This window comes from Paenibacillus glufosinatiresistens (assembly GCF_031470375.1).
Lineage (GTDB): Bacteria > Bacillota > Bacilli > Paenibacillales > Paenibacillaceae > Paenibacillus_AQ > Paenibacillus_AQ glufosinatiresistens.
Genome location: NZ_JAVFHT010000028.1, coordinates 19,615 through 31,187 on the forward strand (window position 1 = coordinate 19,615; position 11,573 = coordinate 31,187).

The 11,573-nt window shown below is 55.7% G+C and carries 8 protein-coding genes and 1 riboswitch; of the genes, 7 read left to right on the forward strand and 1 reads right to left on the reverse strand.

What is annotated here, in order from left to right:
- Nucleotides 1-87 precede the first annotated feature (87 nt).
- From RBI05_RS18520 to wsfD, 4 genes are all read left to right on the forward strand, one after another.
- On the forward strand, nucleotides 88-1,572 hold the full coding sequence (locus RBI05_RS18520; protein ID WP_150459906.1) for a DNA-binding protein: 1,485 nt from the start codon (nucleotides 88-90) through the stop codon (nucleotides 1,570-1,572).
- A gap of 215 nt (nucleotides 1,573-1,787) precedes the next feature.
- Nucleotides 1,788-1,886, forward strand: a riboswitch (purine riboswitch).
- 66 nt (nucleotides 1,887-1,952) lie between these two features.
- Nucleotides 1,953-3,290, forward strand: coding sequence for a 5'-deoxyadenosine deaminase (locus tag RBI05_RS18525; RefSeq protein ID WP_310552117.1), 1,338 nt, complete (start codon nucleotides 1,953-1,955; stop codon nucleotides 3,288-3,290).
- A gap of 147 nt (nucleotides 3,291-3,437) precedes the next feature.
- Nucleotides 3,438-5,390 (forward strand): LTA synthase family protein, encoded by a 1,953-nt coding sequence (locus RBI05_RS18530; RefSeq protein ID WP_310552118.1) that lies wholly within the window; start codon nucleotides 3,438-3,440, stop codon nucleotides 5,388-5,390.
- Nucleotides 5,391-5,417: 27 nt separating this feature from the next.
- Nucleotides 5,418-6,839, forward strand: coding sequence for a glycan biosynthesis hexose transferase WsfD (gene wsfD, locus RBI05_RS18535; protein WP_310552119.1), 1,422 nt, complete (start codon nucleotides 5,418-5,420; stop codon nucleotides 6,837-6,839).
- 122 nt (nucleotides 6,840-6,961) lie between these two features.
- On the opposite strand, the gene RBI05_RS18540 is transcribed toward wsfD, so the two are convergent.
- Entirely contained in the window at nucleotides 6,962-7,729 is a 768-nt protein-coding gene (locus RBI05_RS18540; RefSeq protein WP_310552120.1) for an AAA family ATPase, read from the reverse strand.
- A 169-nt stretch (nucleotides 7,730-7,898) separates the two neighbouring features.
- Here RBI05_RS18540 and RBI05_RS18545 point away from each other — a divergent pair, with 169 nt between their 5' ends.
- The 3 genes from RBI05_RS18545 to RBI05_RS18555 all read left to right on the forward strand — a co-directional run.
- Nucleotides 7,899-8,981 carry a CgeB family protein gene (locus RBI05_RS18545; protein WP_150459903.1) on the forward strand — a complete coding sequence of 361 codons (1,083 nt, stop codon included), beginning with the start codon at nucleotides 7,899-7,901 and terminating at the stop codon, nucleotides 8,979-8,981.
- A 56-nt stretch (nucleotides 8,982-9,037) separates the two neighbouring features.
- On the forward strand, nucleotides 9,038-10,174 hold the full coding sequence (locus RBI05_RS18550; protein ID WP_150459902.1) for a CgeB family protein: 1,137 nt from the start codon (nucleotides 9,038-9,040) through the stop codon (nucleotides 10,172-10,174).
- Between the two features lie 76 nt (nucleotides 10,175-10,250).
- Nucleotides 10,251-11,573 (forward strand): glycosyltransferase (locus RBI05_RS18555; RefSeq protein WP_310552121.1); only part of this gene is annotated, 1,323 nt, incomplete at its 3' end.

Sequence of the window (11,573 nt, forward strand, 5' to 3'; positions counted from 1 at the left end):
TGTTTTACAAATATAGGGGATGACATGTCAAAAAAAACCTACTATAATAGAAGATAGAAAGAGGCCCTGAATGGCGAGGTGGACGATGTGACGATAATTTACAGCAATACCGGAGCCGGGCTGGAAACGCCGGATTTGCGGGAAATGATCGAAGCCGAGATGGCCCGGCAAGGAATCGGGTTCGGAGAGCTTGCGCAGAGATCGTCCATCAACCGGGGAATATTCAGCGCTACTTTTAACCGCAATCCTCCGAAGCCGCTCTCCATTCGTCAGGTCGATCTGATGACGGAAGCGCTGGGACAGCCGGAAGGCTGGCTGTACGATCTGTTCGCCCTGGAATGCTTTGAGGGGGGAGGCGGCCACTGGAAGCGTATCAAGTCCTTCATGGTCCGCTGTGTGGATCTGGACCGCGAGGATCTGATTGAGAGCGTGCTGTCTCGTCTCATGGAAGAGCCCTCCCATACCGTGGAGGTCTTCGAGCTTGCGGAGAACCTGTTCGAGGAAGGTAGAAGAAAGGCATCCATCCCCTTCTACCGCTGTGTGGCAGAGAATGAGATCAAGCAGCATTCCGAACGGCTTGCGGTCAGCCAGTACAAATGGTTCCGGGCCCGGCTGGGTTCCGATCTTCAGTTGAACCGGGAAGCTGCGCTGCAATATGCTCCGTTCCGCCGGCGGGTTCCCGAGAACTATCAGCTGGACGGGCTGCTTCAACTGGCGAACATCAGCTTCAACCTTCACCAATGGGAAGATGTGATCGGCTATGCCGATGAGCTTCATGCGCTGATGAAAGCGATGATGGCGAACCGGCAGCATCTGGCAGGAATCAAGAGCCGCCGGCCGGCCGAGCCGCTCCGGACGGAGCGCCATCTGGTGGTCTATTACGGTCAGAGTTATCTGCTCAAGGGCAATGCCCTGGAATGGCTGGGAAGATTCGAGGAATCGCTGGCTTACATAGACGGTTACGAAGATCTCGGCTGGTTCCCTGAACTGGACGAGACCGGATGGCGAGAAGTAGAGAAATTCAAGCTTTTTGCCGAAGCGAACCGGTACAACTTATATATTCTGATGGGTCATACGGCCTGTCTGCCCGATTACGTCCGTTTCCTGGACAGACACCCGCAGGAATGGCTCCCCAGCCTGCTTACCATTATGGGCGCGGCGAACCGCTATCAATTCGATGTGGATGCTGTTCTGGACCATTTTGACCGGAGACTCCATGATTTATCGGACAGCTTGGCATCGCCGGGAAGCGCCTATTATCAGCCGACCTTTAACCGTGACCGTCAAGCCCACTTGTGCTATGAGCTTGCCGTCTATCACGCATACAAAGGCCGCTCCGACACCGCGATAGACTATGCGCTTCAGTCCTTGACCTATGCCCTTCCCAGCAGCAACCACTCGCTTGCCATAACCTGTATGGCCTGGTTCGAGCAGTTCCGCGAACAAGCCAGTCAGGGTCAGTTGGCTATATACCAAGATTTAATGAAAGGAGTGATTGGACATGCGCAAATACCTGAAGCTAGTACTGGCCATTGGTCTGCTGGCGGGCGCAGTCCAGCTTGGAACGTTTAGCGGCGCTTCCACGCAGGACAGCCTGATTAAGCCGTTCTCCAATGGCGAAGGCTCCTGAGTGCAGAACTCGGAGGAGTCGGACACCCCTCGCATCCTTGAGATGCGGGGGGTGTTTTTTTGCTGCCTCAATAGAAATAGGAGAAGTATGTGTTAACTAACATAACATAATTATTGACTTTGCAATAGATAGACGCATATGATAAAGGAAATTAAATAATTGATGTGATATTTTCTTTCGTATATCCTTAATAATCGGTTTAAGGGTCTCTACCGGGAACCGTAAATTTCCGGCTACGAAATATGCCACCGGCATGTTGTCGCAGCCTTTTTGGCGTTCAGGCAGAGCAGAGAAGGGAAGATCCATAAGGGAGGAATCGGGCATGGGCAGCTATCTGATCAAGAATGCGGAGATCGTCACGATGAACGCAGGGGAAGATATTTTTACAGGGGATATTCGGGTTGTAGGGGACCTGATTACCGAGATCGGACCGAACCTGCTGCCGCTGGTGGATGAGACGATAATTGACGCCACGAACCGGACGGTCATTCCGGGCTTCGTGCAGACGCATATCCATCTGTGCCAGACGCTGTTCCGGGGGAGGGCCGACGATCTGGAGCTGATGGATTGGCTGCGCAGACGGATCTGGCCTCTGGAAGCGGCGCATGACGAAGAATCGCTCTACTATTCCGCCATGCTCGGCATCGGGGAGCTGATCTCGAGCGGAACGACGACGATTGTGGATATGGAGACCGTGCACCACACGGACTTTGCGTTTCAGGCGATTGCGAAGAGCGGCATCCGGGCATTGTCCGGAAAGGTCATGATGGACCAGAAGGGCAGCGACGTGCCTCTTGCGCTTCAGGAGGAGACGGCAGCCTCGCTGCAGGAGAGCGTAGATCTGCTCGAAAAATGGAACGGATTCGCCGAGGGACGCATCCGTTATGCTTTTTCTCCGCGGTTTGTCGTCTCCTGTACGGAGCCGCTGCTGAAAGAAGTGCAGACGCTCTCCGCCCGGTACGGCGTCAAGGTGCATACCCATGCCTCCGAGAACCGCGGCGAGATCGAAATTGTGCAGGCCATGACGGGGATGCGCAATATCGTCTATCTCGATCATCTCGGTCTTGCGAACGACCGTCTGATTCTGGCTCATTGCGTCTGGCTGGATGAAGAAGAGAAGCGGATTCTGCATGACCGGGGCGTTCATGTCAGCCACTGCCCGGGCTCGAATCTGAAGATGGCCTCCGGGATATCGCCCACCCACGAGCTGCTGCATCAAGGCGTGTCGCTCAGCCTCGGCGCCGACGGAGCCCCGTGCAACAACAATCTGGATATGTTCAGCGAAATGCGGCTGGCTGCGATTATCCAGAAGCCGCTGCATGGTCCGACGGCGATGGATGCCCGCTCGGTGTTCCGGATGGCGACAATCGGGGGAGCCAGAGCGGTCGGCATGGAGCGGGAAATCGGCAGTCTGGAAGTCGGCAAAAAAGCCGATCTGGCGATTTTGAATCTCGTTAATTTTCATACCTTTCCATCCTACGACCTGGACCCCATTGCCCGGATTGTCTATTCCGCCACCCGGGCCGACGTGGAGAGCACGATGATCGCAGGCGAGTGGGTCATGGAGCGCGGGCAGATGAAGACGATTGACAAAGGAACGGTGCTGCGCGAAGCCGACCGCTGTATCCGGCGGCTGGTGGGGAAGACGGCTTTGGTATAACCGGAGAAGAGAGTGTTAAACCGCCATTGAAAGAGAAGAATGGCGAGCAGTCCGGAAGCCCCGCGGCAGCGGGGCTTTTTGAATTTACAGGGGCCTCTTGCTATACTAGACGAATCGTTAACTTACATTTATAAGGAGATTGTCGTTGTGAGAAGCCAAAAAATTAACGGGCTGTCGTTCTATACGGTAGCCGCTCTGCTGCTCTTAAAGATGGTGCTGCTTCGGGATCTGTTCTATAACCGGGTTCTCTGGCCGATGCTGCCGGGAGATCTGGCGCCGGTGCTGCTGCTGCTCGGATTGCTGGCGCTGATCGTTCCGCGGCGCTGGAAGACGGCCTCGTTCTGGGCGCTGAATGCGCTGGTGTCGGTCATTCTGTTCGCTTCAAGCGTCTATTTTAACCACTTCGGCTCGGTTCCGACCTATCTGGCCCTCTCGGAGCTGGATCAGGTCTTCCAGGTCAGAGACAGTGTGGAGTCGACGGTGCAGCCGGTCGATTATCTGTTCCTGGCGGATCTGGCGGCCGGATTGATCTGGCTGATCGTGCGGGCGGTGTTCCGCCGTTCGCGGCGCGGGCGGTATAGCCCGGACTTCTCCGCAAGCCTGGGAGGAGCGGCGGTGCAGAGCGCCGGATGGAGAGGGAAGGAAAGCCGGGGGCCGAGGCTCCGGGGCGTTTTTCGGATTGTCGTAGCGGTGTCGGTCGTAGGCGGGGGACTGCTCTCCGCCCATTTCATCCGGGACTCCAAAGGCATTACCAACGAGCTGATCCAGGCCGAAAGCGCAGGCTTTCTGAACTATGAAGTCGTCGCGGCTCTCAAAACCCGCGAGGAGAACAACCTGGTTGGCACGGGCAATATTAACGACACGATAGCGGCCTGGAAACAGCTGGAGTCGTCCTATCCATACGGAGAAGCTAAGCCGGGCTCGCCTGCCTACTTTGGCTCCCAGAAAGGCAAGAATCTGATTGTTGTCCAGATGGAGGCTTTCCAGAACTTCCCGCTGCATCAGAAGCTGAACGGGGTGGAGCTGACGCCCAATCTGAACAAGCTGGCGGATGAATCCTTCTATTTCCCGCAGGTGTTCCAGCAGATCGGCCCCGGCAATACATCGGACGCCGAATTCATGAGCAACACGTCGATCTATCCGATCGGTTCGCTCGCGATGTCTTCGGGCTTCGGCAACCGGACTATTCCCAGTCTGCCGCGCCTTCTGGAATCCAAAGGATACGAAGCGTACACGTTCCATGTGAACCGGGTAGGCTTCTGGGACCGCAAGGATTTGTATGCAGCGGTAGGATTCACGGGTTATTTTGACCGGCCGTTCTTCAAGGATGATCATTTCGGCCGTTTCGGCGCATCCGATGAGCAACTCTATGTAACGGGAGTCGAGAAGCTGTCGGAGCTGGCTGCCAAGAAGCAGCCATTCTATGCACAGTTCGTGACCGTGTCCAGCCATCATCCGTTCGACGTTCCAAAAGCATTCCGCAAGATCGAGGTTCCGGAGAAGCTTCAGGATACCATGCTTGGCGATTACCTGACCGCAATTAACTACACGGATTATGCCATCGGCACCCTGATCGACGGGCTCAAGAAGAACGGACTGTGGGAGAATACGGTCATCGCCTTCTACGGGGACCATTTCGGCCTTCAGCCGCAAAATGTGGCGCCGGAGCAGGTGCAGGAGGCGCTTGGAATCCCTTATGATTCGCGCATCAGCCGCTACAATATTCCCTTTATTATCCATGCGCCGGGGATATCGCAAGGCCAAGTTATTCATACAACCGGAGGTCAGGTGGATATTCTTCCTACAATCGCTAACCTATTAGGAATTTCTCTTACAGAAGAGAAATTCACAGCTTTTGGACACGATTTGATGAATATCCAGAATAATGTGGTGGGTATGCGTTATTATTTACCGACAGGTTCTTTCTTTAATAACGATATTATGTTTATTCCTGGGAAGGGATTCAAAGACGGAAAAGCTGTCTCATTGAAGACTTTCGAGACGGTATCTGATTTTTCTAAGTATGAGAGAGACTATAATTACATTTTGAAGCTTTTGAAGGTTTCCGATGATTATGTAAAATTGCTTCCTGAACGGTGAAAGGTCTACAGAGTGGGGGGAGACGGAATGCGAGAGAACAGAAAATGGCCTGCACTTCTTACAGTAATTATCGCTGGAGGTATTCTAATCGGGCTGGTTTTAGTCGGCAGATTTCTGGGCGTTGCAGATAACGGTGATTTTGCTCGTATGATGAATACGGTAGGATTAAATTATTATGCCGAAGAGTCATATTCAGATCGTTTTTTTCATTACAGTCATTCGCGATTTGCCTATGACAGGATATTTAGCGGATTTTATCCATCTTCTCAAATTCTAGTCATCCTTCTTCCACGTTTACTCTTTTGGCCTTTTCAGACGCACTACTTCGACATTCGTCTGGTGGGCGTTGTATATTCGCTGTTGCTTACGACAGCAACTTGGATACTCGTTCGTGAAGCGTCCAAGCGTTCAGCCTTGACGGGTCTTTTAACCGGAGCTGCGTTGCTGTTTGTTTTCTATGACATAGGGTATACGGCTTACTTCAATTCTCTATTTGGAGAGCCGGTTTCCATGACATTTCTTTTATTGACTTTTGCTTTTGGAATAAGATTAACAGCAGCAGAGCGCCCTTCCAATTTTAATCTGTCAATGTTTTTTATTTCGGCTTGTATGATGATTGCATCTAAGATACAAAATGCCCCATTAGGGTTGGCCTTCGCCCTTATTTTTCTTCGTATAATAGGATTAAAGAGTAAAGATAAAGGATGGAAAAAACGATGTCTGGTCTTCGCGGTATCCACTTTGGCGTTATCCGTAATTCTATATGCAGGAGCTCCAAAAGAGCTGAAACGTATTAATATTTACCAAACCGTATTTTTTGGAGTACTAAATGGATCGGATAATATTAAAGGCGATTTGCACGATCTTGGACTCCCGGAAAAATTGAGTGTTTTAGCAGGAACGAACTACTTTCAGACTGATACGGTAATTAAACAGGATGATCCATCACTGAATGCAGATTTTTATAACCGAATATCGCATGGAGATATAGCGTTGTTCTATATCAAACACCCCCACCGGTTATATGAAAATATGAAGTACGCTGCGAATAATGCATTTTCAATTCGCCCGTACTATCTAGGTAACTATGAGAAAGGTGAAGGTAAGACTTCGGGATCGGTATCTTATCTATATAGCGGCTGGAGTGAGTTTAAAAATGGTTATGTGCCCCATACAATAATGTTTTTAGGCGTATTTTACTTGCTGTATTGTGCTATATGGGTCTGGGAATACATCCGCACCTCTTCGATAAAATACCGAACGGCCTTGGAATTAATGGCGCTTTTGGGGCTTATAGGGCTCTTCTCTTTTCTTGTCCCTATTCTTGGTGACGGAAGAGCCGATATAGGCAAACATCTCTTTTTGTTTAATGTTAGTTTTGATCTTATGATGTTGGCAATTCTTATTTGGTTGGTGCATAAATTTCAGGCATGGTTTCGACTTCGCTGAAACTGTACGGTGTTGTTCAATAAAACAAAGACAAGCCTTCTTTGAGGAACCTCCCCCGCTAACGGTGGGGGTTTTTGCGCTGTGCGGACGCAGCAGGCCCCGGGAATCCCCGCTTGAGAGTGCTACTCCTCCGGCTCGGACAGCAGCTCCCGCAGCATGCCCTCCCGGTCGTTCATGAAGGCCCGCGTAATGACAAAATGCTCGGTCTCCTCCAGAGGCACGCTGCGGATACCGTCCTCGTCCAGCAGGCAGATGTCCGCATGGGGGTAGGACATAAGGATCGGCGAGTGCGTGGCGATGATGAACTGGGAATGCCGGCCGACCAGTTGGTGCATCCGGGCAAGCAGGGTCATCTGGCGCATGGGCGACAGCGCCGCCTCGGGCTCGTCCAGCAGGTAGAGGCCCGTGCCGCGGAATCGGTTCATAAAAGCGGCGAAGAAGGATTCACCGTGCGATTGTTCATGCAGCGACTTGCCGCCGAAGGCGGTTCTGATCAATGGACCGGCCTCCGGCTCTTCGTCAAGCTGATCGATATAGGAGGCGACATTGTAATAGCTCTCGGCCCGGAGAAAGAATCCGTCTTTCGGCCGGTGAACGCCCCTGGCCAGCCGGAGGTGGCGGTACAGCGCAGAATGCGACGCCCGGGTCTCGAAGTTGAAGTTCAGGGTACCGCCCTCGGGGTTGAAGCCCCAGGCCGCCGCCAGGCCTTCCAGCAGAGTGGATTTGCCGCTTCCGTTCTCGCCGACAAGAAAGGTAACGGGCCGGTGAAAGGTCAAGCGCTGCAGACTCCGGACCGCCGGCAGCGAGAAGGGATAGGACTGAAACGAAGGAACCCGGTCGCGCAGCAGTTCGGCGTGGCGCAGGAACAATGAAGCATTCATCAAGAACATCCTTTCCGCGTAGAAGACTCGCCCCTATTATAGTAGCGCGCCTGAATGTTCGCCAGCCTATGGGGCAAATGCCAATTTGTTGGAAGCTGCGGACAGCAGTCTATGAGGCGAAAGCCGTCTCCGCATACTGTGATAAGGTCTGGAGAACACACAAGAGCAGGGTGAGGACTTGAAAATACAACCGAAACCAAGCCGAACACGCGAATACCGGATCGGATACCGGGCGGGCTACCACCAGGGAATGTGCGAAGCCGTCCGGCAGATGAATCCCGAAGCCCCGGGAGAGCGGCGGCCCCTCCGTCTGATGTATGTGCCGCAGGGCTTTGATGCCATTGATGCGGGCGTCATGGCTGCCCTGGGGGAGCTGACCTCCGAACTGATCGTCAGTCCTCCGGAGCGCATGCTTGCCGCTGCGGAAGAGAGCGCCCCCGACGCTGTGCTGGTGATGAACGGACTGCATGTTTTTCCGCCCGATCATCTGGAACAGATGGATGCCATTCGGTCCCGGGGAATCCGGACCGCGATCTGGTTCGTTGATGATCCCTATTTTACCGAAGACACGTCCGTGATCTGCCGGCACTATGATCATGTATTCACCCACGAGCTGGGCTGCGTGGACTTCTACCGCTCGCTCGGAGCCGATCATGTCCATTATCTGCCCCTTGGCGTCCATCCGGGAATGTACTATCCCAGACGGACTGCCCCCCGCTATGAGTACGATGTCGTCTTCATCGGCAACGCCTTCTTCAATCGCACGGAGCTGTTCGACAAGCTGGCGCCCTATCTCCGGAGCAAGAGGACCTTTATCGCCGGGGGCTTCTGGGAACGGCTGCAGACCTACGGCGAGCTGGCAGGCTGTATTCACAGCGGCTTCATCCCGCCCGAAGAGACGGCCAACTATTACAGCTCGGCGAAGCTCGTCATCAACATCCACCGTCCCTGGGAAGGCGGTCAGGACAACCGCAACGCATTCCAGATTCCCTCTCTGTCCATTAATCCGAGAACCTACGAGATCAGCGCTTGCGGCACGATGCAGCTGACTGATGTTCGAGAGGATCTCACCCGCTACTACCGGCCCGGCTATGATCTGGAGACCTTCGGTACGGCCGAGGAACTGCAGAGTAAAATCGAGTATTACCTGACCCATGACAAAGAACGGCGCCTCTTCGCCCTCAGGGGACTGCGGACCACGCTTCGCCGCCATACGTTCAAGGCAAGGCTGCCGGAGCTTCTGGATCTTCTGCAGAGCTGAAGGCTCTGCCATAAGGCCGCCGTACCTCAACGACCGACCAAAGGAGCGAATCAAGAATGAACCAGACCTATGTTATGCCGGTGCCCCCGTTCCCGCTGGACCCCGCCCAGGAAGCGAAGCTGCAGGGGCGGCTCAGCGGCTTCAAGAGCGGATACGATGAAGGATATCTGCGCGGAAGGCTTGCCATTCTGGACGGCCGGCCGGAAGAGCCGCTGCCGGTTCGGGACCTGCATGTCATGTATGTCGCCTCGGGCAAAGGCTATCCCTACTCGCCGCTTGACGAAGCGGTACTGGCCGCGCTGCAGACGCTCACGACCCGGGTGACGGTGACCGATGTCCGGCAGAATCTCGTTGAGCTGGCCGGCCGGGAACGGCCGGAGCTGATATTTGTGCTAGATGGCATGGATCTGCCGCTGGAGCAGGTTGACGCGCTGCGCGCTTCGGGCATTCGCACGGCCATATGGCTGACTGACGATCCGTATTACACGGATTTCACGATGAAGATCGTATCGCATTATGACTATGTGTTCACGCTGGAGCGCAACTGCATCGAGTTCTACCGCCAGCTCGGCTGCCGGGAAGTGCACTATCTTCCGTTCGCGGCGTTCCGGCCGCATTACCGGCCGACGCTGACCCGCTCGCCCATCCGGCGCGACGTCAGCTTCATCGGGTCAGCCTACTGGAACCGCGTCCATTTCTTCCGGGGCATTATGCCGCAGCTAATGGAATTCAATACCGTCATCAACGGTATCTGGTGGGACCGTCTGCCCGAAGCCCCGCTCTACGGCGAGCGGATCGAGATCGGCAAATGGATGTCTCCACAGGAGACGGCGGCCGCTTACAGCGGGTCAAAAGTGGTGCTGAACGTTCACCGTTCGCATATCGACGATGTGGTCAACAACAACACGCTGCAAATTCCCGCAGCATCGCCGAATCCCCGAACTTTTGAAATTGCGGCCACCGGCACGGTGCAGCTGATCGATTCGCGCGAAGATATTGCGACCTTCTACACACCGGGCGAGGAGATCGACACCTTCGCAAGCCCCGAAGAAATGCTCGACAAAATCCGCTTCTACCTCACGCATGAGGAAGAGCGCCGGAATATGGCTATCAAGGCAATGGAGCGTACGTTGCGAGACCATACGTACACGAAACGGATCCATCAGGCGCTGACGATTATATACGGGGAGTAAGCGGAGGCTGCTCTGCAATCACGGGGAGGTGAAGGCGCTCCGCCCGCAGCATACGGCGGAGGCGCCGCTCGAATTCATGGCGGATAAAGCGACGATTATCCTGTTTTCCCATGTATCCAACCAGGCGAGCATTACAGGGGCGGAGAAGCTGTTGCTGCTCCTGGTCCGGGAACTCGCGGCTGGGTTCGACTGCATTATGGCAGCGCCGCAGGAAGGAATTCTGACGAGGCAGGCGCACCTCGCCGGAATCCGTACGGAGCTGCTGCCTCTGCCCCTGCTGTACGGCATGTATACGCCGTATCCGGGGCTGGAGCAGGATGCCGAGCGGCTGCGGAGCGACCGAAGCTACGAGCGGCTGACGGAATGGCTGAGTACAGCGAAGCCTTCTCTGGTCGTCGTCAATACCTGCGTCCATGCGCTTCCGGCCATGGCTGCACGGGCGCTTGGTATTCCGGTAATCTGGCTGATTGCCGAAACGCTGGGCGGAGGCGGCTTTGCGGAGATCAGCACCGGGTTGATCGACCGGTACAGCGACCGCATTCTTGCCATCTCGGAGACAGCGGCTTCACCGTTCCCGCCCGAAGTGCGCCAGGCGAAACTGACGATGCTGCCGCCGACCTGGAGTGCGGGCGAAGCGCCGGAAGCGATCCGGAGCAAGCTGCGGAGCGAACGTCGGCGGGAATGGTCCGTGTCTCCGGAGCAGCCGCTGATCGGATATGCATCTTCCTTTCTGACCCAGGAGAAAGGACTCGAGCATTTCGTGCATATGGCGGCACTGGTTGCGCAGCAACGCCCGGATGCCCGCTTCATCGTAGCGGGCGCCATGCGGGAGGCGAGCTACTATAAGCGCTGCCTCCGCAAAGTCAAAATCGAAGGGCTTCGCAGCCGATTCCGGTTCATCGGCTACGAACAGCATCCGGCGGAGTTCTACTGCGCAGTGGATATCCTCGTCGTGCCGAGTCTGATCCGTGAAGGATTTGGGATGACCGCGCTGGAGGGTCTGGCTTCCGGCAAGCCTGTGGTCGCCTATGACTGCGGAGGACTCGGCGAGATTCTGCGCACAGCCGGCCGGGAAGACTGGCTCGCCGCCCGCGATCACATCGGCGAGCTGGCCGGAAACGTGCTGCAGCTGCTCGCCGATCCCGGAGCCGCCGCCGCGCTCGCGGACGACGCCAAGGCCCGCGTAACAGCGGCTTACGGCCCCGGCGCGCACCGTGCCCGCGTAGCCGCGCTGGCGGCGGACTGGCGCGCCGCCTGGGTGCCCGTGCCCGGGCCGACGCTGCCGCCGCCGGCGGCCCGGGCGCCGGACGCGCCGCCGCCAGACGCGCCGGCGGCATCCGGCGCCGAAGCGGAGCTTCCGCCGCCGGACCCGGCGGCGGGCAGCGGGCCGGGCCCGGCG

Coding starts and splice junctions, on each gene's coding strand:
- wsfD (WP_310552119.1), top strand. CDS start 5,418: ATGCGAGAGAACAGAAAATGGCCTGCACTTCTTACAGTAATTATCGCT.
- RBI05_RS18540 (WP_310552120.1), bottom strand. CDS start 7,729: ATGTTCTTGATGAATGCTTCATTGTTCCTGCGCCACGCCGAACTGCTG.
- RBI05_RS18525 (WP_310552117.1), top strand. CDS start 1,953: ATGGGCAGCTATCTGATCAAGAATGCGGAGATCGTCACGATGAACGCA.
- RBI05_RS18550 (WP_150459902.1), top strand. CDS start 9,038: ATGAACCAGACCTATGTTATGCCGGTGCCCCCGTTCCCGCTGGACCCC.